The sequence below is a fragment of the Neptuniibacter sp. QD57_21 genome (assembly GCF_047778075.1).
GTDB lineage: Bacteria > Pseudomonadota > Gammaproteobacteria > Pseudomonadales > Balneatricaceae > Neptuniibacter.
The window spans coordinates 1,740,681-1,764,470 of record NZ_CP180549.1 but is presented as its reverse complement, the minus strand read 5'-3'; the positions used below and the strand labels follow the sequence as shown (position 1 = coordinate 1,764,470).

The following is a 23,790-nucleotide window of genomic DNA, read 5'->3' as shown; positions in this document are numbered from 1 at the left end:
GATACAAATAAAAAAGGGGCTACTTAGCCCCTTTTTCTTTGCCTGATATAAAGACCCACCAAGCAATTAATACAAAATTACTTCTTCTTAAAAATATCCAGCAACTTCTTCTTTGAATCAGTTTCTTTTGAGGGTAAAGCCTTTTCGAATCTTTTCTGTATAGATTCTAACTTTTCTTCTTTTTTCTTGTGTTTTGCCTTCTCTCTAGAAGCATCCAAACTAACAACTTTACCTGACATAAATCACCCACCGCTTAGCGTCTGTCTTGCGACTCAGTTCTACGTTTTTCGTGAGAGTCTTGAGCTTCATTTGGTTGTTTAGGTTTTTGCTCAGCTTTCCACTGATCCAGCTCATCAAAATAGATATCCCAGACACATTGAGAACACCCACTTTCGCAACACTCAAAGTCCCCAGGGGGAACTGGCTTTTCTTTCGAACTCATATAAACCTCACTCACAAGTTCATTCTACAAAAGAAAACACCCATTGAAATTGCAATTAAACCTAAAGTATCACACAAGCACTCAACACAAAAACTGCAACAAAAGTAAGCTATAAATAGTAGTCGAACTACAAAAAAACTAACGAGTTAGCGCTTTTTTGCATTGCAACAAGCGCAAAATTAAAAAAAAGTTGTAAAAACACAACAACATTAGCCATAAGTACATAGGCCAGACGTATGACTCAGCGTCTAATTTCAGTATAATTCTGTCACTAAATTACAACCATCGGGTTTAAAAATAGTGGAGAAAGGCGGCCACAAGCCACCTTGATTTAAACCCTTGGCCGCACTGCCATAAAACTTTGGGGATTACAATGACTACAAAAAAACAAACCATCTATTACACCCTAACCGACGAAGCACCATCCTTGGCGACATGTTCACTTCTGCCAATTGTAAGAGCTTTCACTTCTGCAGCAGACATCGACGTAAAAATCACAGATATCTCTTTAGCTGGGCGCGTACTGTCCGCCTTCCCTGAGAAGCTTACTGCAGAACAGCGTGTTGAAGATGGCCTAAAGTTTCTAGGCGAACTAACTCAAGATCCGGAAGCAAACATCATCAAGCTTCCAAATATCAGTGCTTCAATCCCTCAGCTAAAAGCATGCATCACTGAGCTTCAAGGCCAGGGCTACGATATCCCTGATTATCCAGAAGATCCAAAGACGGATGAAGATGTAGACGCACAACAGCGCTACTCAAAAATCCTTGGTTCTGCAGTAAACCCAGTCTTACGTGAAGGTAACTCTGACCGTCGCGCACCAGGTGCAGTAAAAGCTTTTGCTAGAAAATTCCCACACTCTATGGGCAAATGGAGTAAGGCTTCTCGTACACACGCCGATTACATGCGCGACGGAGACTTCTTCTCTAGCGAACAATCCCTAACTATGGAAGAAGCCGGCACAGTTCGTATCGAATTCGTAGATCCAGCTGGCAACGTTGAAGTTAAAAAAGAAGTTAGCCTAGAAAAAGGTGAAATCTTCGACAGCATGCGCATGAGCTGCAAGGCCCTACGTGAATTCTTTGAAGAGACTCTGCAAGACGCTCAAGAAACTGGCGTTATGTGGTCACTACACGTTAAAGCTACAATGATGAAGGTTTCCCACCCTATCGTTTTCGGTCACGCTGTAACTGTATTCTACAAAGAGCTATTCGATGAGTACGGTGACTTCTTCGAAGAACTTGGTGTAAACCCAAATAACGGTATTGGTAGCGTATACGATAAGATCGCTGATCTTCCACGCTCCAAGCGTGAAGAGATTGAAGAAGCGATTCACGCATGCCACGAACACCGCCCAGAAATGGCGATGGTTGATTCTGTAAAAGGTATCACTAACCTACACGTTCCATCCGACGTAATCGTTGATGCTTCTATGCCAGCAATGATCCGTAACGGTGGCAAAATGTGGGGCCCTGATGGTCGTCCAAAAGATACTAAAGCAGTAATGCCAGAGCGCACTTACGCACGTATCTACCAAGACATGATCAACTTCTGTAAAACAAACGGCGCTTTCGACCCAACTAAAATTGGTACAGTTCCAAACGTTGGCTTGATGGCTAAGAAAGCAGAAGAATACGGTTCTCACGACAAAACTTTCGAAACTGAAGCAGGCACAATGCGTGTAGTAGCTGCGGATGGCACTGTTCTCATGGAACACGAAGTTGAGAAAGGCGATATCTGGCGCGCATGCCAAACTAAAGATGAGCCAATCCGTGACTGGGTTAAACTAGCTGTTACTCGTGCTCGCCAGTCCGACACTCCTGCTATCTTCTGGCTAGACCAAGAACGTGCGCACGATCTTGAATTAACTAAGAAAGTTAACGAATACCTAAAAGATCACGACACTGACGGCCTAGAGATTTACGTTAAATCTTACAGCCAAGCTATTCGTTTCACTATGGATCGCATGGTTCGCGGTAAAGACACTATCTCCGTTACTGGTAACGTACTACGCGACTACCTAACCGACCTATTCCCAATCATTGAGCTTGGTACTTCTGCGAAAATGCTATCAATTGTGCCAATGCTTAAAGGTGGCGGCATGTATGAAACTGGCGCAGGCGGTTCTGCTCCTAAGCACGTACAACAGGTTGAAGAAGAGAACCACCTACGTTGGGACTCCCTAGGTGAATTCCTAGCACTAGCTGTATCTCTTGAAGATCTAGGCATCAAGCAGGGCAACAAACGCGCTGCCGTACTTTCTAAGACACTAGATGCAGCTACAGGTCGACTACTAGAAGAGAACAAATCGCCTTCTCGTAAGACTGGTGAGCTAGATAACCGTGGCAGCCACTTCTATCTAGGCCTATTCTGGGCACAAGAAGTAGCCGCTCAAACTGAAGATCCAGAACTTGCAGCAGACTTTAAAGAGCTTGCTGAAACTCTAACAAGCCAAGAAGATCAGATTATATCTGAGCTTGCTGAGTGCCAAGGCTCCCCAGCTGAGCTTGACGGTTACTACCACGCTAAACGCGACTTGGTTAAAAAGGTTATGCGTCCAAGTACTACACTAAATGCAGCACTTGCAGCAGCAACTAAATAATTAGCGATCCGCTAACAAAAAACCCGGCTTAATGCCGGGTTTTTTATTATCTACAACAGTCTTTACTATACTCATAGGCAAAGCGCTAAAACCAGCTCAGTAGCCCAATGAGAAATCTATTCAAACTATGCTCAATAGCATGCCTCTTTATAGCACCTCAGATATCTATAGCAGACAACATTAGACTGACTACACATCAGCTCCCACCTTACAGCTACACACAAGACAAAATAATTACTGGCACGGCTGTAGAAGTAGTCAAATGCGCTATGACACAAATACCCGACCATTCTTTAGAAATAATTATTACCCCTTTGGAAACGCGCTCAAAGCATGGTGCGACATAAAGCAGCAGAAGGCTTTTTTGCCGCTTCGCATAACCTTGATCGCGACAGATACGCGGTTATGTCAGAAATTATTGCCGAACAGAAGTGGACTTGGTATTTGCTGAAAGACAACACACTTGATCCATCTGCAGACAACTTTAAGCAGAAAGGTATAGTTACCAGCTTCTTAGGGGCCAATATGCAAAAGTGGCTATTACAAAACGACTTTCAAACCATCAATAACCCACCACAAAACAATCAAAAGCTGCTTTCCTTTCTTTTAAGCGGTCGAGTTGATGCAATCTTAGCAAACGATCAAGTTATGAATAGCTTGATTGATGAATTTGGGCATAAAGAAAAAGTCAGATCCGCACTCAATCGCAACAAACCTCTTGGAGTTTATTTCGCTAAAGATTTTCTAGCTTCACAACCCTTGTTTTTAGAAGAATTCAACCGGGCCGTACGTTATTGCAGGCAATAAAAAAGCACGCATAAGCGTGCTTTTTAACCAAACAAAATTACTTTTTATGAAAGATTCGCAATACGATTCAAGCCCGCAATGGCTGCAACGCGATATGCTTCAGCCATGGTTGGATAGTTAAACGTCGTATTGATGAAGTACTTAAGCGTATTCGCTTCACCTTCTTGAGCCATAATCGCCTGTCCGATATGGACGATTTCTGAAGCGTGTTCACCGAAGCAGTGAATACCAAGAATCTCTAATGTATCACGATTGAAAAGAATCTTAAGCATACCCACCGGCTGACCATAAATCTGCGCACGCGCAGTGTCTTTAAAGAACGCCTGACCTACTTCATAAGGCACGCACTCTTTCGTCAACTCTTCTTCAGTTTTACCTACAGAGCTAATTTCCGGAATGGTGTAAATACCTGTAGGCACCTCATTGATATGGCGGAAGTCTTCAGCAGATAGCATATCTGCAGCGGCAGCACGACCCTGATCAAGCGCAGCAGACGCAAGGCTTGGCCAACCCACTACATCACCCGCAGCGTAGATACCTTCACAAGCTGTACGGTAATGATCATCAACCTCTAGCTGACCACGGCTGTTAGCTTCTAGACCGATATTTTCTAACTTAAGCGTCTCAGTGTTACCGCTACGACCATTACACCATAGGAAAGCATCTGCGCGAATCTTCTTACCAGACTGAAGCGTAAGCGTAACACCACGCTCATCAGCAACTACACTTTCATAAGTTTCATTATGGCGAATCTTCACAGCGTTGTTACGAAGGTGATAGCTCAAAGAATCAGAGATCTCAGCATCCAAGAAAGACAGCAAACGACTCTGACTATCAACTAAATCAACTTTTACGCCCAAGCCACTGAAAATCGAAGCGTACTCAGAACCGATAACGCCAGCACCATAGATGATCAATGTACGAGGTGTGTGACTTAGCTTGAGAACCGTATCAGAGTTGTAGATACGAGGATGGTTAAAGTCGATATCAGCTGGCGTATAAGGACGCGAACCTGTTGCAATTACAACGTTCTTAGCACGAAGCGTCTCATCACCCTTAGAGGTACCACGTACAATAATTGTATTTTTGTCTTCAAATTCAGCTACACCGAAGAAAACATCAATACGGTTACGCGCATAGAAGTTTGTACGCAGCATAACCTGGCTGGACATAACTTTCTCTGCTCGCTTTAAAACCTTAGGAAAGGAGAACCAACGTGGCTCACCGATATCACGGAACATAGGGTTAGTGTTAAATTCTATGATCTGCTTTACAGAGTGGCGAAGCGCTTTAGATGGAATTGTACCTTTATGCGTACAGTTACCACCTACGGCCTCCTGCTCTTCGATAACAGCTACTCGACGCCCTTTTTTCGCGGCGTTCATTGCTGCACCTTCACCAGCAGGACCGGAACCTATCACAATGACATCATAGTCATATACCGCCATCATTTACCCCTATCTTATAATTATATCTTATTGTTTCAGCTGCTCTTTTTATTAAGAACAGCTTACTCTTAGTTACGTAGCTCTCAATTATTCTTTAGATTTAACTTCGTAACTTAGATCTGCAGATGCTTCTTCTTTAGCTTGCCTATCTTGCTCTTCTTCACATTTTTGAGGGTCATCGCCGCAGATACTGCACTTACCTTCAATACCAACATTGGCCAAACCACCACAAGAACCACTAATAGGCTTTCGACCCAAAATCACGCCAACAGACATGGCGACTATGACACATAGCAAGATGACAAAAGATAAGATAATTGTGCTCATAATTAAAACCTATTGAACCAGATATTGTTTAAAACCAGGAGTCATTTTCTCAACAAATCCACTCTCGGCCTTAATGATAAAAAATGCTTCGATACCGTTCTCAAGCGCAAAGGCTTGCGCCCTCTCTTCGTCCATAACCATCATCGCTGTGGCATAGGCATCAGCCTCGGCGCAACTCGGCATCAGCACAGTAACAGATGCTAATCTATGCGTAATCGGACTACCAGTCGACGGATCTATTGTATGAGAAAAACGAACACCATTCTCTTCAAAATAGTTTCGGTAATCTCCCGACGTAGCTATACCTACATCTTTCACTGCGATAATTCGTTGCACCGAGCGATCAAATCCCGCTGTTGGAGACTCGATAGCAATCTTCCACTCACTACCATCAGGCTTCAACCCTTTAGCGCGCAACTCGCCACCAATTTCAACAAGATAGCTTTCAACACCCTGCTCCTCTAGTAAAGTCGCAAGCACATCTACACCGTATCCTTTAGCAATCGCCGATAGATCAATATAACTAGCCTTCTCTTTAGTTAGCTTTTTGCCATTAAGTTCCAAATAGTTATAACCGATCTCTTGCTGAACCTGCTGAATCTCAAGCTGGGATGGCGCCTTAATTATACGCCCATCCGGCCCAAAGCCCCACAAATTCACAAGTGGCCCAACAGTTACATCAAACGCACCTGAAGAAAGAGCACTTATATTGATGGATTTGGACAAAAGGAAGGCTAGATCATTAGAAAGCTCAACAGAACTTCCCGCAGGAAGCTTATTGATAAGAGAAAGTTCGGAATCATCAATGTAGGTCGACATTGCTTGATTTACTTCTAGCAAAGCCTGATTGAAAACCACTGGGTTGATAGCAGGTTGATTCTGAATAGGAATCCACTTGACCGTATAAGTCGTTCCCATTGTTAAACCTTGATGAGATTTAACCTCAGGAGGCTTTTCCTTACAGGCCGATAACAAAGCCAATAAAAACAAAATGGCCAGCAGCTGAGCTGCCGGCCATTTGTAGGCTTGTCTTCTGACAAACATATCTTACTTAACCACCGAAGTCATCAAGGAAGATATTCTCACGCTCTACACCCAGATCTAGAAGCATCTGGATTACAGCGGAGTTCATCATTGGCGGTCCACACATGTAGTACTCACAATCTTCAGGCGCTTCATGGTCCTTCAGATAGTTTTCATACAATACGTTATGGATGAAGCCAGTCATACCATCCCAGTTATCTTCTGGCTGAGGGTCAGATAACGCTAAGTGCCACTTAAAGTTATCATTCTCATCCTGAAGCATGTCGTATTCTTCGTTGTAGAACGATTCACGCAAAGAACGTGCACCGTACCAGAACGAGATCTTACGAGTAGAGTTCAAACGCTTAAGCTGGTCAAAGATGTGTGAACGCATTGGCGCCATACCAGCACCACCACCGATGAATACCATTTCGCTGTCGTTATCAGTCGCGAAGAATTCACCAAATGGACCGTAAACAGTGATCTTATCACCTTCAACAAGGTTGAATACGTAAGAAGACATGATACCCGGCGGGTGATCGGTACCCGGAGGTGGAGACGCGATACGGATGTTAAATTTAACAACACCACGCTCTTCTGGGTAGTTCGCCATAGAGTAAGCACGGATAGTTGGCTCAGTTACAGTAGACACATACTGCCACATGTTGAACTGATCCCAATCACCACGATACTCTTCCTGGATCACAAAATCTTTATAGTTAACAACGTGAGGTGGGCACTCTAGCTGAACATAACCACCTGCACGGAAGTCTACATTCTCACCTTCTGGCAGACGTAGAGTCAGCTCTTTGATGAACGTAGCAACGTTAGGGTTAGACTCAACAGTACATTCCCACTTCTGAACACCGAAGATCTCTTCTTCAAGTTCGATGTCCATGTCCTGCTTAACAGCCACCTGACAAGATAAACGCCAGCCTTCTTTAGCTTCACGCATTGTAAAGTGAGATTCTTCAGTTGGTAGCATAGAACCACCACCCGCGTGAACTTCACATTTACACTGTGCGCAAGTACCACCGCCACCACAAGCAGACGGGATGAAAATACCCGAATCAGCAAGTGTCTGTAGCAGTTTACCGCCAGCAGGTACTGTGATTGATTTTTCTGGATCGTTATTGATGTTAATCGTAACGTCACCAGAACTTACTAGTTTAGAGCGAGCTGCCAAAATTACTGCTACTAGTGCAAGCACCACAGCAGTAAACATGACAACACCTAGAACGATTTCAGCATTCATTGGCTAATCCTTCCTTTGTCGACCATGTTGGCATTAAAGAGATACACCAGAGAAAGACATGAAGCCTAGAGACATCAAACCAACAGTGATGAAGGTAATGCCCAGACCACGTAGACCTTCTGGTACGTCGCTGTATTTAAGTTTTTCACGGATACCCGCAAGCGCTGTAATAGCTAGCGCCCAACCGATACCTGCACTTACACCGTAAACCACTGACTCACCGAAAGTGTAGTCACGCTCTACCATGAATAGTGCCGCACCCATGATTGCACAGTTAACTGTGATCAAAGGTAGGAATACACCTAGAGAGTTGTATAGAGCTGGTACGTATTTATCCAAGAACATCTCAAGGATCTGTACCATCGCCGCGATTACACCAATGTAAGAGATGTAACCAAGGAAGCTCAAATCAACTTCAGGGTAACCCGCCCATGCAAGCGCGCCTTCACGAAGAAGCAAGTTAAAGATTAGGTTGTTTACAGGTGTTGTGATTGCCAACACAACGACTACAGCAATACCCAAACCTAGAGACGTTTGAACCTTCTTGGAAATCGCCAAGAAAGTACACATCCCTAGGAAGAATGCTAGCGCCATGTTTTCAACGAAAATCGCCTTAACGGCAAGGCTGATTAACTGTTCCATTACACAGCCTCCTTCTTAGTATTTTTAGCTAGCTCAAACTCTGGAGCTTCTACTTGATCTTTGTAGAAAGTACGAGTCAACCAGATGAACATACCAATGATGAAGAATGCACTTGGTGGCAACAGCATCATACCGTTCGCCAAGTACCAGCCGCCATCGTTTACTAGAGGCAGAACTTCGTAGCCAAACAATTTACCTGCGCCGAATAGCTCACGTAGGAAACCTACGAAGATTAGAACCACACCGTAACCTAGACCGTTACCGATACCATCCATAAAGGAGATACCTGGAGGGTTCTTCATAGCGAAGGCTTCAGCACGACCCATTACGATACAGTTAGTAATGATCAGACCTACGAATACAGAAAGCTGCTTAGATACATCGTAAGCAAAAGCTTTAAGAATCTGGTCAACAACGATTACCAATGACGCGATGATAGTCATCTGACAGATGATTCGAACACTGCTTGGAATATGATTACGGATAATCGATACAAACAAGTTCGAGAATGCTGTTACCGCAATTACTGCCATAGTCATTACTAGAGCAGTATTTAAGTTAGAGGTAACCGCCAACGCAGAACATACACCAAGGATCTGAAGACCGATTGGGTTGTTCTTAAATACTGGAGTACTCAGTACTTCTTTAGCTTGTGACATCGCTTACGCCCCCCCTGCTTTCAGGTTAGCCAAGAACGGTGCATAACCGTTTGAACCCATCCAGAATTGAACTAGGTTCGTAACACCGTTTGCAGTCAACGTCGCACCTGCTAGGCCATCAATCTGATGCTTAGCTTTTGGGTTAGACGAATCTACAGTGCCCTTGATTAAGCCAATCGCTGGTTCCATAGAACCTGCAGGGTAAATTTCTTTACCTGGCCATAGCGCTTTCCAGTTCGGGTTATCAACTTCACCACCTAGACCAGGAGTCTCAGCGTGAGAGTAGAAACCAAAACCAACAACTGTATTCAAGTCACCTTCTAGCGCCAAGAATCCGTAAAGTGTAGACCACAGACCGTAGCCGTGTACCGGCAAGATCAATTTCTCAATCTGACCATCTTTTTCTACTAGGTATACAGGCATAACCTTAGCCTGATACTTGATAGAAGCGATATCTACATCTTTAGTCAGCACTTTACCCAATTGAGGGTCTTTAGCTGCTTTCTTAGCGTCGTATTTAGCTGGAACATCTGTAGTGAATTTGCCGGTCTCTAGATCAACGTACTTAGTAGTGATCTGAGCAAACAACTCGTCTACTGATTTATTAGCATCAGAGATACCAGCTGCAGTAAGAATGTTGCTCTTACGGTCTTGATCCTTGTTTGCTACCTGCTTAGGTTTAAGCAGTACAGCAGCCGCAGATACGATTACCGAGCAGACAACACATAAAAGAACTGTAACGGTAATAGTCTTACCGATAGTGTCATTACTTGCTGACATTGCGCGCCAACCTCCGTTTGATGTTTGCCTGAACAACAAAGTTGTCGATCAACGGTGCGAACAAGTTCGCAAATAGGATCGCCAGCATCATACCTTCTGGGAATGCTGGGTTAACCACACGGATCAATACAACCATTACACCAACCAAAGCACCGAAGTACCACTTACCTTTGTTTGTCATAGATGCAGACACAGGGTCTGTCGCCATGAAGAACATACCAAAGGCAAAACCACCCAATACTAGGTGCCAGTAGAATGGCAGACCAAACATAGGGTTTGTTTCAGAGCCGATCAGGTTAAATAGCGTAGAAGTAGCAACCATGCCCAAGAAGACACCAGCAACGATGCGCCATGCAGCAACTTTAGCAATAAGCAGTACTAGACCACCTGCAGCAATCGCTAGTGTAGATACTTCACCTACAGAACCTTGGATTGTACCGATAAATGCATCGAACCAAGTGATGTTCTGCGCAAGAATTGCATCAACACCGCCAGAAGCAGCAAGGCTAAGCGCTGTCGCACCAGAGAAGCCATCAACTGCAGTCCAGATTGCGTCGCCAGACATCTGCGCTGGGTAAGCAAAGAACAGGAATGCACGACCAGTTAGCGCCGGGTTAAGGAAGTTTTTACCGGTACCACCGAATACTTCTTTACCAATTACAACACCAAAACTGATACCTAGAGCAACCTGCCATAGCGGAATGCTTGGAGGAAGAATCAAAGCAAAAAGAACTGAAGTTACGAAGAAGCCTTCGTTTACTTCGTGGCCACGTTTCATTGCAAACAATACTTCCCAGAAACCACCCACTACAAAGGTAACGATGTAGATTGGTAGCCAGTAGGCAGCACCAAGAATGATGTTGTCCCACACACTATCAGGGTTAAAACCCGAAATAGCGCCAGCTAAAGCAGCTTGCCAAGATGATGGCTCGGTAATACCCATCGCAGCCATTGCAGTATTAGCCTGCAAACCAACGTTGTACATACCAAAGAAAATTGCTGGGAATGTACACATCCACACCAAGATCATCATACGCTTCAGATCGACTGCGTCGCGTACGTGAGCTGCTGTTTTAGTTACATGACCCGGAGTGTAGAAAATAGTATCTGCAGCTTCGTAAAGCGCATACCAATTTTCATACTTGCCGCCTTTGTGGAAGTGCGGCTCCATTTTATCAAGAATATTTCTCAAGCTCATGATCAGGCCTCTTTCTCGATACGCGTCAAGTTGTCGCGAAGGATTGGGCCGTACTCATATTTACCTGGGCAGGCAAATGTGCACAGCGCGAGGTCTTCTTCGTCCAGCTCTAGGCAACCTAGTTCCATTGCATGAACAATGTCACCTGTTACTAGCGCACGCAACAATTGCGTAGGAAGAATATCCATTGGCATTAGCTGTTCGAACTGACCAACCGGAACCATAGCTCGCTCAGAACCGTTCGTAGTCGTTGTAAAGTCAAACTTCTTAGAACGATTCAGGAAGGAAGCGAATACATTAAGCACAGAGAACTTATTAGTACCAGGAACTACCCAGCCCATAAATTCACGCTTATCGCCTTCTTCAAGGATAGTGATCTGGTTTGCGTAACGACCAAGGTAAGCAAAAGCACCTTCAGTAGCTGTACGACCATTCCATACAGAACCACTGATAATACGGTTATGATCTTCTTTCTGCGCACCAGCAAGAAGCTGTTCGAAGCTCGCACCCAAACGAGTTCGCAACAGACCTGGCTTAGCAGCACGTGGACCACCAACAGCAACAACACGATCAGTAAATAGCTTGCCTTCGGTAAATAATTTACCGATAGCAATCACATCCTGATAACCAATTGTCCAAACTGTTTTTTCCTGAGATACAGGATCAAGGAAGTGGATATGCGTACCAGCATTACCTGCAGGGTGCCCACCCTCAAACTCTTCTACTGTTACACCATCAGCAGATGGAATATCAGCACCCGGTGCTTTACATAGATAAACAGTCGTTTCAGACAGCTTAGTCAGGATAGTAAGGCCCTGGGAGAATGCTTCTTTTTGTTCAGCGATGATGACAGCTGGGTCACCTGCTAATGGATTGGTATCCATTGCTGTAACAAAAATAGAGTTTGGAGAAGTACCTGGCTGAGGTACACGGCTAAATGGACGTGTGCGAAGCGCAGTCCACAAACCTGAATTCACTAGATTGTCTTGCACTTGTTCGCGCGTCAATCCAGCCAGCTCATTGGTACTATATTTGTTAAATTCAACCGCTTCATCACCGTCCAATTCAATCACTACTGATTGAAGTGCACGACGCTCACCACGGTTAATTGCCTTAACTACACCCGCACCTGGTGCTGTGTAATTAACGCCTTCTGTTTTCTTATCGGAAAAGATCACTTGACCGAGTTTTACTCGATCACCTACCTTGACGGCCATGGTAGGTTTCATACCTACATAGTCAAAGCCGACTACGGCAACGGAGTCTACTGCTGGGCCATCTGTAATAGATTGCTCAGGAGCGCCCGTGATCGGTAGATCCAGACCTTTGTTGATCTTGATCATACGCCTCACCCAATTACGTTAAATTCTTTCAGGATTCCAAAATCGATTTTGATTCCGACACGGCCTGTCCCCGAACGTAGTCGATATCTTGTAGTTATTACGAAAATGGAATTACCCCACCCAAAAATCTGGCTAAGTATACCTGAGCGACGTGTCATTTTTCTACAAAGACCCTGCAATATCAGCACGTTCCAGCCGATTATCTTGCCTTTTAGCGGTGGAATTTGTAGTTATATGTATATAACAAATAGAAATATCATACGTAAGGCAAATAAAAAGCCACCCTATAGGTGGCTTTTTAATCAACTCGCTACACTTAAGCTTCCTTAGGGAAAGCCGGCAAAGTGCACTGAGCCATTTTCTGCATCATGCGGATAACCTGGCAGCTGTAACCGAATTCGTTATCGTACCAAACGTAAAGTACGCAACGCTTACCACCAGCAATTGTAGCCAACGCATCAACAACACCTGCAGCACGAGAACCAACGAAGTCAGTAGATACAGCTTCTGGAGAGTTGCTGTAGTCGATCTGCTTCTGCATAGCACCGTGTAGCGCAGCTTCACGAAGGTAAGCATTTAGCTCTTCTTTGTCAGTTTCGCTTTCTAGGTTCAGGTTAAGAATAGCCATTGAAACGTTTGGTGTTGGAACACGGATAGCGTTACCAGTAAGCTTACCTTCCATTGCTGGAAGTGCTTTAGATACAGCTTTAGCAGCACCTGTTTCAGTGATAACCATATTCAGACCAGCAGCGCGACCACGACGATCACCTTTGTGGTAATTGTCGATTAGGTTCTGGTCGTTAGTGTAAGCGTGAACAGTCTCAACGTGACCATTCTCAATACCGAACTTATCGTATACCGCTTTTAGTACAGGCGTGATTGCGTTTGTAGTACAAGACGCAGCAGATAGGATCGTATCTTCTGGAGAGATATCACCATCATTAACACCCATAACGATGTTCTTAACGCCTTTACCTGGTGCAGTAAGAACTGCACGAGAAGCGCCTTTAGATTGAAGGTGCAGAGATAGACCTTCTTTATCACGCCACTTACCCGTGTTATCAATAATCATTGCATTATTGATGCCGTAAGCAGTGTAATCAATTTCGTCTGGAGAGTTAGCGAAGATCACCTGAATAACGTTACCGTTAGCAGTGATTGTGTTGTTCTCTTCGTCAACTGTGATAGTGCCTTTGAAAGAACCGTGAACAGAGTCACGACGTAGCAAGCTAGCACGCTTCTCTAGATCACGCGCTGCTGCACCTTTACGTACAACGATTGCACGTAGGCGAAGTGCTTGACCACCACCAGTACGCTCGATAAGAAGACGAGCAAGCAGACGACCGATACGACCGAAACCGTAAAGCACGACATCAGTAGGTTCACGCTCTTCCGTGCCAATTGCATCAGCAAGCTCAGCTTTCAGGAATGTTTCTAGATCCTGGCCGTTGCCTTCTGTGCGATATTTAACTGCTAGCTTACCTGCATCGATGTGCGCATTGCGTACATTCAGATTTTTAACAGCTTCCAGAACTGGAAAAGTATCTACTACTGTTAGTTCCTGCTCTTCAACCTGACGCACGAAACGGTGTGCTTTTAGGATGTCGATAACAGAACGTTTGATGATCAGACGACCGAATACTGAAGATTCGATGTTCTGGTCACGGTATAGACCACCTACTAGTGGAACCATAGCTTCAGCTAAGGCTTCGCGTTCTTTCCAATCTGTAAAAACTTGATCTTGGCTCACATGAAACTCCAAAAAGTTTTGTCAACTCGTTGGTACCCTACTAACACAGGAAAATTACTAGTATTAGTCGGACCCTAAAAATTTGGTGCGCGCATTATCCTCTTTTCCACCCTTTTGAGCAAATGCAGCATGATAGACTTTGGAACCATATATTTTATCCTACTGAATAAGACTTATATTTAGTCATTTACCCCAGCTCAAAACTACCAATTACAACTACAACGGTTAAACTACCCGCCTTACTATTGGTTAGCGCATATTAAAGGAGCAACTCTGTGCTGCAACTGAACTACTCTCTACCCACAGGCCCCGGCGATAAGAAGCAGATCGGACAAGCCTATGGTGCAGGTACCGGCTTATTAATAACAGATGCAGCAAAGCAGTTTGATGGCTTTACTTTAGTCATAACCAACGATACAAACACAGCGAACCGGTTACACGATGAAGTAAGTTTCTTCTCCAGTGATAGCAGCTCACAAGAAATTCTTTCATTCCCAGATTGGGAAACACTGCCCTACGATACGTTCTCTCCGCATCAGGACATCATTTCTGAACGTATCTCTACGCTCAACAGGCTACCCAATCTAAGTAAAGGCATATTGATCGTACCTTTAAGTACGTTAATGCATAGAACAGCACCCGCTGATTTTATTGCCGCTAACTGTTTTGATCTAAAACTAGAACAAACCATTAACCCTGAACACTTACGTAAGCAACTGGTTGATGCAGGCTATCACTCAGTCGACGCAGTTATGGAACATGGCGAGTTTGCCTTCCGTGGTTCCATCATCGATCTTTTTCCAACAGGTAGTCCCTACCCTTATCGAATTGAGCTATTCGATGATGAGATTGAAACACTCAGAACATTCGATCCAGAAACGCAGAGATCAATTGAGCAGATCGACGCAATAAATTTACTGCCAGCTAAAGAGTTTCCGTTCGATACACGTGCTATTAGCGGTTTTAAATCTCGTTGGCGTGAGCGATTTGATGTTGATTACAGACAATGTCCTGTCTACACCAACATCTCTGATGGTATGACCTCACCGGGTATTGAGTATTATCTGCCTCTATTCTTTGAAGAATGCAGCTCTCTGTTTGCTTCACTGCCTGAACAAACACAGATTATTGTCGATAGCGAGCTTGAAGCAACTGCAGAACTATTCGCCCAAGAAGTTAATGAGCGTTATGAACAGCGACGTCACGACATTACTAATCCAGTACTGTCTCCAAACGAACTGTTCATTTCCACTAGTGAACTGTTTTCAGCATTAAAGCAATATGGACGCATCAGCCTATCTAACGCGTCTATTGAAGAGAAGCAAGGTCGTAGCAACCTTCCTTGCACCGAACCACCTTCCCTACCGGTAAACTCGCAACTAAAAGAGCCACTAACAGCATTACAAGGCTTTTTAGCGGAGCGCGATGGTGCCGTTTTATTTTGTGCCGAATCAGCAGGTCGTCGTGAAGCACTATTAGAACTGCTCGCACGTATTAATGTTAAGCCTAACCAAGTAGATAACTGGCAAATATTCTGTGAGTCTGATTATGATCTAGCGATTACGGAATACCCACTGGAGCAAGGCCTATCGATCTCAGGTCAACTACACATCATCACTGAGACGCAACTATTTGGCCACCAAGTATTCCAGCGTCGTAGACGGAGCAAAGAACAGGAACAGAATGATCAGGTTATTCGCAACCTATCAGAGCTAAATCCAGGCTCACCTGTTGTTCATTTAGATCACGGTGTAGGACGCTATCTCGGTTTACAGACTATCGAGCTCGAAGGTCAAACCAACGAATTCCTAACACTTGAATACGCAGATGAAGCAAAGCTGTACGTACCAGTATCTGCGCTTCACTTGATCAGTCGTTACACCGGCGCTGGTGACGAACACGCACCACTGCATCGACTTGGCACCGAGCAATGGACGAAAGCTAAACGTAAAGCAGCTGAAAAGGCGCGTGATGCAGCAGCCGAACTACTTGATATCTATGCTCGACGTGCCTCGCGTATCGGGTTCCAGTTTAGCGACCCTGATGAGCAGTACTTGCAGTTTGCAGCTACCTTCCCGTTTGAAGAAACACCGGATCAAGCCGCAGCCATTGGAAATGTCATTCGAGACATGACTGCAGTTCAGCCTATGGATCGCTTGGTATGTGGTGACGTTGGTTTTGGTAAAACCGAAGTTGCTATGCGCGCAGCATTTATGGCAGTACAGAGCGGCAAACAAGTCGTTATTCTTGTACCTACCACACTACTCGCACAGCAACACTACCAGAACTTCCAAGACCGTTTTGCTGACTGGCCGGTCAATGTCGAGCTGATCTCACGTTTTAGAACAGGTAAGCAGCAAAGCACCATCCTAGATAAGCTAGAAGCCGGTAGTGTCGACATCATTGTTGGCACCCATAAACTTCTATCTGGCGACATTAATTTCAAAGATCTAGGCTTAGTGATTATTGATGAAGAACACCGCTTCGGTGTTCAACAGAAAGAGCGCCTGAAATCGCTTCGCTCTGAAGTTGATATCCTGACATTAACCGCAACACCGATACCTCGTACGCTAAATATGGCGATGTCTGGCATTCGCGACCTATCGATCATTGCAACACCACCAGCGAAACGACTTTCCGTTAAAACCTTTGTTCGCTATCGCGATACAACCCTAGTTAAAGAAGCTATTCTGCGTGAGCTACTTCGTGGCGGTCAGGTTTATTACCTACACAACGAAGTTAAGAGCATTGAGAAAACAGCAGAAGAGTTACAAATACTTGTTCCAGAAGCGCGCATCGGTATCGGTCACGGCCAAATGCGTGAGCGTGAACTCGAACAGGTCATGTCCGATTTCTACCACAAGCGCTACAATATCTTGCTTTGTACAACCATTATCGAAACCGGTATCGATGTACCTAACGCCAACACCATCATTATCGATCGCGCCGATAAATTTGGTCTAGCCCAACTTCATCAGCTACGTGGTCGTGTAGGACGCTCACACCACCAAGCTTATGCTTATCTATTGACACCGCATAAGAAGGCGATGACTAAAGATGCCATCAAGCGTCTTGAAGCGATCGAGTCCGCAGACGACCTTGGCGCAGGCTTTACCCTTGCAACGCACGATCTAGAGATCCGAGGTGCGGGTGAATTACTGGGTGAAGAGCAAAGCGGTCAGATGCAAACGGTTGGCTTCTCCCTATTTATGGAGATGCTAGAACAAGCGGTTGAATCCATTAAAGAAGGCAAAACACCAAATATGGATCAGCCGATAAAGCAAGGTGTTGATGTTAACTTACATCTATCCGCGCTGATTCCTGATGAATACTTACCAGATGTTCACAGCCGATTAATTTTGTACAAGCGTATCGCTAACGCCAACTCAGCCACCGAACTCAAAGAGCTACAAATAGAGATGATTGATCGCTTTGGGCTGCTACCCGATCAGGTTAAGAATCTCTTCAGGCTAACTGAGTTAAAACTACGCGCCGAAGCCATGAATATTGTTAAAATTGATGCTGGTAGCGAGGTTGGCAGAATCGAATTTGCCACTGATGCGAAAGTAGATCCGTTAACTTTAGTAAAAATGGTTCAAAATCAGCCACAAAAATATAAACTTGAGGGCGCAGACAAACTGCGATTCAGTTTAGATATGGAGAAAACCGAAGAACGCTTTAAAGCGGTAGAACGCCTTATGAGTGATCTGGCAGTTAAAACATCATGAAGATAATGCTAAAAGCGATATTCCTACCCTTAATATTTATTTTCAGCAGCAGTGCATTTGCCAACAGCTGGTATAAAGTTGAGGTTATTATTTTTGCCAACAATGATCCGATGGCAATCCACGAGGAATTCTGGCCAGAGATCAATGAAATCCCATTGCGTGATCGCGCCGTAGCACTTAAAGGTAAACCTGGGACTGGTGAAAATCCAACTGCGTACCAAAGCCTTCCTACCAGCCGCCACAGCCTTAAAAGCGTTAAAAATCGATTAAATAATAGCGGAGACTATCGGGTTCTTTTCCATGAAGCTTGGATGCAACCAGTATCACATACCCAGAACCCTCGTCCTATCAAAATCAGTGCAGGCCGTGTTTTAGATAATGGTATGCAAGAGCTAGAGGGACATATTGCAGTTGGTCGTGGTCGATACTTACATTTCCGCCCTGACCTTTATATTAGCCAACTGGTTGCGCCTAACAACAATGCTCAAGCAGTTACTGCAGAAGAAACTCAGACCGAAGCTATGCTTACCATGCAAGGAGATAGCGAAGTAAAATCTGAGACAACTCAAACAACCCAAGTAATAGCTGAGACCGCTTCCTCCTTCCCTATGATTCCCGAAGTTGTGACTGCTCACCAGAATCAAGCAAGACGCATGAAATCTAAAGAGCTGCATTATATCGATCACCCTCTAATGGGCATTTTGGTCGAGATCACACCACTTTAATTCGTTCTTCACTCATAAAAAAACCGGCTCAAATGCCGGTTTTTTTTTCGGAAAGTAAATATCAATTCCTTTCAGATGCCTTAACCAACTCAGGCAACTCACCACTCAGGTGAACAGTCGTCGTTGGGAAAGCAAATTCAGCACCCTTTTCTTCAACAATCTGCATAATCTGCATCATGACATCCTGCTTAATCTCATGGAATCGAATCCAATCAGTAGTCTTTGTGAAAGTGTAGATAAAGAAATCTAGCGAGGATGGCCCAAATCGATCCAAGTTAACAATCAAGGTTTGCTGCTGATCGATCTCGGGATGCATACGCAGCATCGCTTTGACCGCTTTGATTACTTCTAGAACCTGGGCAGAATCATCGTAACGAACACCAATATATTCGTATATACGACGGTTAGTCATACGTGATGGGTTTTCTACAGAGATATTGGTGAAAGTAGAATTTGGCACGTATAAAGGGCGCTTATCGAATGTACGAATTCTAGTCTGGCGCCAACCTATATCTTCTACGGTGCCTTCGATCTGTTGATCAGGTGAACGAATCCAGTCACCCACTTTAAATGGACGGTCAAGATAGATCATCAAGCCACCAAAAAAGTTAGCCAGAAGATCCTTAGCAGCAAAACCAACTGCAATACCACCGATACCACCGAACGCCAGAATACCTGAGATACTGTAGCCATAGCTCTGCATAATGATCAGAACGATGATAATTGAGACAATTAAGCGTAGAAGCCTACCCAAAGCCCCAACCGTAGTTGGATCCATAGGCTTTTTCATACGGTCTGGCATTACCAGAACCTGCTCCAAACGCTTCAGGAAGCGCAAGCACGACCAGGCTAAGAGAATGACAGGAACCAGCTTAGGTAACGGGTTATCATCACCAAGCACTTCAATGGCAAAGTTCTGCTCGAATAGCTGAATTAACCAATACCCTGCCGCCAACCAGATTAAAAAGAGTGCCGGTCGGCTAAATGAATTAAGAAAAACATCGTCCCAAAGGATTTTAGTTTTCTCGGCTTGCTTCATTAGCTGACTGATTGTTGAGCGCGCAACAAGATCAGCAACAACAGCAATCACACACACCGCTATGGATAAGATGATCCATGCAGAATCACTATAATCAGGAAAATGTTTAGTTAATAATTGATTTAACATATCGATCATAACGCTACATCCAGCAAATCGTTCGCAAGTAAGCGAGCAGCATCCAAACGCTCCTCATCCCTATTCCACTCTTTACCTCTAAGAGACGATATCTCTTGTAGAGGTTTGAGATCAGACGTTTCTAGGTACCTAAGAATATCCAATGTACCTTGGCGCTCATTACAACAAAGTAACGCCTGACAACCCGAAGCTACCGCCTTATCAGCACGCTCCGCATAACCACCTGCACTATGGGCTGCTTTCATACTCAGGTCGTCACTAAAGATAATTCCACCGAAGCCCATTTTCTTCCTCAAAGTCTCATCCAACCAGAAAGAAGAAAAACCCGCTGGAGAAGAATCACATTCAGGATAATGCACGTGAGCGAACATCATCGCCTCTAAATTATTATCAACCGCCTGCCTGAACGGCACCATATCGGTCTTCCATAACTCATCAAAAGATCGGCCATCGATCGCATCCGCATGGTGAGTATCAGCATCCGCCCAACCATGACCTGGAAAATGCTTACCTGTAGCTGACATGCCTGCTGAACGCATACCCTCTATATACGCAGTAGAGATTTCTGTAACTGTTTCATAGTCTTCACCAAACGCACGATTGCCGATTACCGTATTACGCCCATAATCGACATCCAAAACCGGTGCGAAGCTTAGATCGACATCAAGCTGACGCAGTTCTGCCGCCATCAGATAGCCAAGCTCTTTTGCGGTAATAACGCCCTCTAAAGACCCTGAGAATCGTTTCGAAATAGCTTTGACGGGAGGTAGCACTGTAACTCCCTGCCTCAAACGCTGAACTCGACCACCCTCTTGATCGATACTGATCACCAACTCTTCACGAATCGCTCGCATAGAAGCCACAAGCGCCGCAACTTGCTCTGCGCATTCTGTATTACGTGCAAATAAAATAACGCCACCGATGTAAGGATGTTTTAGAAGATCCTTTTCTTCAGCGGTTAATTCCGTACCTTCAAGGTCTAGAAACAGGGTAACTTCAGACATAGAGATTATTCTTCAATTAAAACAGATGTACCGGCTGATACTTTAGAAAACAGTTCAATCAAATCGCTGTTTCTCATCCGTATACACCCATGAGATTTAGCCACTCCCATTGGTTCCGTGTCAGGCGTACCGTGGATGTAGACATAGCGCTGCATAGTATCAACTTGACCTAAGCGGTTACGACCGATTTCTAGACCGGATAGCCACATAATTCGTGTCAAGATCCAATCTCGATTAGGATAAGCCTCAGCCAGCTCTTGCGAATAGATTTCGCCAGTTTGGCGTCGACCAATAAAAACAGCGTTTTCTGGAGCGTCCGAACCAATCATGGCACGAATGTAGTGACGACCTCTGGGCGTACAACCACTATTCTTTTGTTCGCCCGGACCATTGAGCGCAGTAGAAATGGAATAGCTCTGCAGCAGTCTGTTGCCGCTCGACAGTTCCAATGTTTGTCGAGCGATAGATACTCTAATACAGAGCATAGGATTACAAACGGCAGAAATAAGTTTTATCCGCTCTCGCCTGAAGGCCAGCAGACAAAACAGGAATCATTCTATGTAGGATCTGCTCTACTTCTGCACTCCCTTGGAACTCGCGTTTTTCAATCGCATTTAACGTGTGGAAGTTCGACAGAGTAAAAGTGATAGAACCAAGAAGGAAATGAAGTCTCCAGAAGAACTCATCATCTTCCATCGGGGCAGAATCTTGACGTAAGAGTTTAATGAAAGGCTGAACTTTCTCACTATAGCGTTCGATCAAGAAATCGCGCAACTCTTCTTGATTCTTCATATAAGACAGCTCTAACAGCCGCATAAATACAGATAGTGCATTAACGTTGTCGCGGTTCACCAAAAGCAAAGCGCGCATCAACATTTCTAAAAGCTCTTCGAGCGAAGGTTGTTGACCATCCGCATTAGCCAGACGCTGATCTAACATCATGCCGAGCTCATCGCACAAGGGTTCTAGAAACTTTTCAGCAACGGCCTGAATCAGGCCTTTTTTCGAACCGAAATGATAGTTGATAGCTGCTAAGTTAACGTCTGCTCGACTGGTTATCTGACGAACAGTTGTTTCAGCAAACCCCTGCTCAGCAAATAATGTTTCAGCAGCCTGCACAATACTTGCCGATGTTCCCTTGTGATGCATCAGTACTCCAAACCAGCGTTTCAAACAAATGAAGAATGAATTATAACGATAATCACCTGTATTAAATCAAGTCATTATTACGGGTAAATCTTTGTTTACTACCAATTTATGAAACTAAGTATTAAGTACAACTGGTCGTTGAATCAGGTAGGAAGAATAGCAAAAAGAAATGAATAGAAAATGAAAGGATAAAAACTAAGGAGGTGCTCACTTGGAATCACCTCCCCAGCCAAATAGATTAGCGATTAATAATGTTTTGGCGCGTTAAACGGCTCCACCACTTTGTTAATACCTTATCGCTAGAATCCGCTGCCATATCAGAGATCTTGTCTTGTAGCGTTTTCTTCTGTTCGTAACGAACTTCAAAAATATCACTCTCATCTGACGCATCCATTAAGTACTGATCAGATGTCATCAACTCATCAACTAAGTTGACATCAAGCGCCTGTTTGCCAAACCAAATTTCACCTGTAGCCACCTTATCGATATCAACAACGTCGCGGTACTCGTGAACAAAGCTCTTAAACAGCTCATGCGTTTCTTCTAACTCTTCCTTAAATTTCTCACGACCTTTATCAGTATTCTCACCAAACACAGTCAAAGTACGCTTGTATTCACCTGCAGTTAGCACTTCAAAATCAATATCGTTTTTCTTAAGTAGCTTATGAAAGTTCGGCAACTGAGCGATCACACCGATAGAACCGACAATAGCAAATGGCGCTGCAATCAGTTTATCCGCCAAACACGCCATCATGTAACCGCCACTGGCTGCAACTCGATCTACACAGATCGTTAGTGGAATCTCTTTACGCTTGATACGTTCAATTTGAGAAGACGCAAGACCATACTCATGCACCATACCGCCAGGGCTTTCTAGACGAATAACTACTTCGTCCTGCGGCTCAGCCATCATCAAAACCGCTGACACTTCTTGACGGAAAGGTTCAACTTCACTTGCTTTCACATCACCATCAAAATCCAAAACGTAGATACGCTTACGGCGAGTCTCATCTTCTTTCGGCGGGTTTTTCTTACGCGCCTTTTTCTCTTCTTTTTCTTTCTTTTTCTCTTCTTTCTGCATCGCTTTTAGCGTTTCTTTATCCAGAATCGCATCTTCAAGCGCTTCCTTCATATCTAAAAGCTCATCATTAAAGTGAGTTACTTCAATTTCACCTTGATGGCCATCTTTACGAGAACGAGAAGAAACAACAGCAATACCTGCAACAACCGCAATTATGGCAATAACAATGGTGACTGATTTAGCCAAGAACAGGCCGTATTCACTGAAAAATTCAACCACAGAGAAAACTCCGAAATAAACTATAAGTAGAAGGACCGCTAATGTATCATAAATCCTCCTTTTACCCACCCGTTTGAGATAACGCAGTAATGAGCCAAGAGATATCTGTAAGCAAAGTTGTTGAAAAATTACCGAGTCGATTTGTTTCTCAAAATGCTGCTGACCTTGAGGCCGTATTTCAATTTGAATTAGAAGACGACCAAAACTTCTACATCGAAATAAAAGAGAGTCAGTGTAACGTCTTAACAGGTGATCATGATGATCCAAACGTCACCCTGATCATGGAAGCAGAAACAATGGTGAGTGTAATTAACGGTGAAAAAGATGGTATGAGCGCCTTCCTTTCGGGTCAGTTAAGAGCAGAAGGCAACATCATGTTAGCAACTAAACTTGGCAAACTATTCAGCCGAGAAAAGCAAACAGATAAATAA

The 23,790-nt window shown here is 44.3% G+C and carries 22 protein-coding genes; 5 read left to right on the top strand and 17 right to left on the bottom strand.

Features of this window, described 5'->3' with window-relative positions; translation table 11 throughout:
* Window positions 1-77 precede the first annotated feature (77 nt).
* Both ACMXYS_RS07865 and ACMXYS_RS07860 read right to left on the bottom strand, forming a co-directional pair.
* Window positions 78-239, bottom strand: a complete 162-nt coding sequence (locus ACMXYS_RS07865; RefSeq protein WP_415884518.1) for a hypothetical protein — start codon at window positions 237-239, stop codon at window positions 78-80.
* A gap of 14 nt (window positions 240-253) precedes the next feature.
* Window positions 254-442 carry an oxidoreductase-like domain-containing protein gene (locus ACMXYS_RS07860; RefSeq protein ID WP_415898167.1) on the bottom strand — a complete coding sequence of 63 codons (189 nt, stop codon included), beginning with the start codon at window positions 440-442 and terminating at the stop codon, window positions 254-256.
* A 373-nt stretch (window positions 443-815) separates the two neighbouring features.
* Between ACMXYS_RS07860 and ACMXYS_RS07855 the strand changes: the two genes are divergently transcribed.
* Window positions 816-3,044 (top strand): NADP-dependent isocitrate dehydrogenase, encoded by a 2,229-nt coding sequence (locus ACMXYS_RS07855; protein ID WP_415884516.1) that lies wholly within the window; start codon window positions 816-818, stop codon window positions 3,042-3,044.
* A 405-nt stretch (window positions 3,045-3,449) separates the two neighbouring features.
* Entirely contained in the window at window positions 3,450-3,851 is a 402-nt protein-coding gene (locus ACMXYS_RS07850; RefSeq protein WP_415898166.1) for a hypothetical protein, read from the top strand.
* A 44-nt stretch (window positions 3,852-3,895) separates the two neighbouring features.
* Here ACMXYS_RS07850 and sthA read toward each other — a convergent pair whose 3' ends face one another.
* The 10 genes from sthA to ACMXYS_RS07800 form a co-directional block, all read right to left on the bottom strand.
* Entirely contained in the window at window positions 3,896-5,299 is a 1,404-nt protein-coding gene (sthA, locus tag ACMXYS_RS07845; RefSeq protein ID WP_415898165.1) for a Si-specific NAD(P)(+) transhydrogenase, read from the bottom strand.
* Window positions 5,300-5,386: 87 nt separating this feature from the next.
* Window positions 5,387-5,626, bottom strand: coding sequence for a (Na+)-NQR maturation NqrM (gene nqrM / locus ACMXYS_RS07840; protein ID WP_415884513.1), 240 nt, complete (start codon window positions 5,624-5,626; stop codon window positions 5,387-5,389).
* Window positions 5,627-5,635: 9 nt separating this feature from the next.
* Window positions 5,636-6,544 carry an FAD:protein FMN transferase gene (locus ACMXYS_RS07835; protein ID WP_415898164.1) on the bottom strand — a complete coding sequence of 303 codons (909 nt, stop codon included), beginning with the start codon at window positions 6,542-6,544 and terminating at the stop codon, window positions 5,636-5,638.
* A 133-nt stretch (window positions 6,545-6,677) separates the two neighbouring features.
* Window positions 6,678-7,904, bottom strand: a complete 1,227-nt coding sequence (gene nqrF, locus ACMXYS_RS07830) for an NADH:ubiquinone reductase (Na(+)-transporting) subunit F (RefSeq protein ID WP_415884511.1) — start codon at window positions 7,902-7,904, stop codon at window positions 6,678-6,680.
* A 33-nt stretch (window positions 7,905-7,937) separates the two neighbouring features.
* Window positions 7,938-8,546, bottom strand: a complete 609-nt coding sequence (gene nqrE / locus ACMXYS_RS07825) for an NADH:ubiquinone reductase (Na(+)-transporting) subunit E (protein ID WP_415884510.1) — start codon at window positions 8,544-8,546, stop codon at window positions 7,938-7,940.
* On the bottom strand, window positions 8,546-9,205 hold the full coding sequence (locus ACMXYS_RS07820; RefSeq protein WP_415884509.1) for an NADH:ubiquinone reductase (Na(+)-transporting) subunit D: 660 nt from the start codon (window positions 9,203-9,205) through the stop codon (window positions 8,546-8,548). Before ACMXYS_RS07820 ends, nqrE begins: the two co-directional genes overlap by 1 nt.
* Window positions 9,206-9,208: 3 nt before the next feature.
* Complete coding sequence (locus ACMXYS_RS07815; RefSeq protein ID WP_415884508.1) at window positions 9,209-9,985, bottom strand: Na(+)-translocating NADH-quinone reductase subunit C; 777 nt, start codon at window positions 9,983-9,985, stop codon at window positions 9,209-9,211.
* Window positions 9,972-11,183 (bottom strand): NADH:ubiquinone reductase (Na(+)-transporting) subunit B, encoded by a 1,212-nt coding sequence (locus ACMXYS_RS07810; protein ID WP_415898163.1) that lies wholly within the window; start codon window positions 11,181-11,183, stop codon window positions 9,972-9,974. Before ACMXYS_RS07810 ends, ACMXYS_RS07815 begins: the two co-directional genes overlap by 14 nt.
* Window positions 11,184-11,185: 2 nt before the next feature.
* Window positions 11,186-12,526 (bottom strand): Na(+)-translocating NADH-quinone reductase subunit A, encoded by a 1,341-nt coding sequence (locus tag ACMXYS_RS07805; RefSeq protein ID WP_415898162.1) that lies wholly within the window; start codon window positions 12,524-12,526, stop codon window positions 11,186-11,188.
* A 316-nt stretch (window positions 12,527-12,842) separates the two neighbouring features.
* Window positions 12,843-14,276, bottom strand: coding sequence for a glyceraldehyde-3-phosphate dehydrogenase (locus ACMXYS_RS07800; protein ID WP_415898161.1), 1,434 nt, complete (start codon window positions 14,274-14,276; stop codon window positions 12,843-12,845).
* 275 nt (window positions 14,277-14,551) lie between these two features.
* On the opposite strand from ACMXYS_RS07800, the gene mfd reads away from it, so the two are divergent.
* Window positions 14,552-18,004: a transcription-repair coupling factor gene (mfd, locus tag ACMXYS_RS07795; protein ID WP_415898160.1), complete on the top strand. Its 3,453-nt coding sequence runs from the start codon at window positions 14,552-14,554 to the stop codon at window positions 18,002-18,004.
* Complete coding sequence (locus ACMXYS_RS07790; RefSeq protein ID WP_415898159.1) at window positions 18,001-18,729, top strand: CsiV family protein; 729 nt, start codon at window positions 18,001-18,003, stop codon at window positions 18,727-18,729. The genes mfd and ACMXYS_RS07790 overlap by 4 nt, the downstream gene beginning before the upstream one ends.
* Window positions 18,730-18,790: 61 nt before the next feature.
* Here the strand turns inward: ACMXYS_RS07790 and ACMXYS_RS07785 are convergent, their stop codons facing one another.
* The 5 genes from ACMXYS_RS07785 to sohB all read right to left on the bottom strand — a co-directional run bounded on the left by ACMXYS_RS07785 (window position 18,791) and on the right by sohB (window position 23,359).
* A complete protein-coding gene (locus tag ACMXYS_RS07785; RefSeq protein ID WP_415898158.1) occupies window positions 18,791-19,906 on the bottom strand; it encodes a mechanosensitive ion channel family protein in 1,116 nt (371 codons plus the stop codon).
* A complete protein-coding gene (gene nagZ / locus ACMXYS_RS07780) occupies window positions 19,903-20,910 on the bottom strand; it encodes a beta-N-acetylhexosaminidase (RefSeq protein ID WP_415898157.1) in 1,008 nt (335 codons plus the stop codon). The genes ACMXYS_RS07785 and nagZ overlap by 4 nt, the downstream gene beginning before the upstream one ends.
* Window positions 20,911-20,915: 5 nt before the next feature.
* A complete protein-coding gene (locus ACMXYS_RS07775) occupies window positions 20,916-21,395 on the bottom strand; it encodes a L,D-transpeptidase family protein (protein ID WP_415898156.1) in 480 nt (159 codons plus the stop codon).
* Between the two features lie 4 nt (window positions 21,396-21,399).
* The gene (locus ACMXYS_RS07770; RefSeq protein ID WP_415891547.1) at window positions 21,400-22,059 is read right to left on the bottom strand and encodes a TetR/AcrR family transcriptional regulator; all 660 of its coding nucleotides are present in this window, start codon (window positions 22,057-22,059) and stop codon (window positions 21,400-21,402) included.
* 238 nt (window positions 22,060-22,297) lie between these two features.
* Entirely contained in the window at window positions 22,298-23,359 is a 1,062-nt protein-coding gene (sohB, locus tag ACMXYS_RS07765; protein ID WP_415898155.1) for a protease SohB, read from the bottom strand.
* A gap of 89 nt (window positions 23,360-23,448) precedes the next feature.
* Here sohB and ACMXYS_RS07760 point away from each other — a divergent pair, with 89 nt between their 5' ends.
* Window positions 23,449-23,790 (top strand): SCP2 sterol-binding domain-containing protein, encoded by a 342-nt coding sequence (locus tag ACMXYS_RS07760; protein ID WP_415898154.1) that lies wholly within the window; start codon window positions 23,449-23,451, stop codon window positions 23,788-23,790.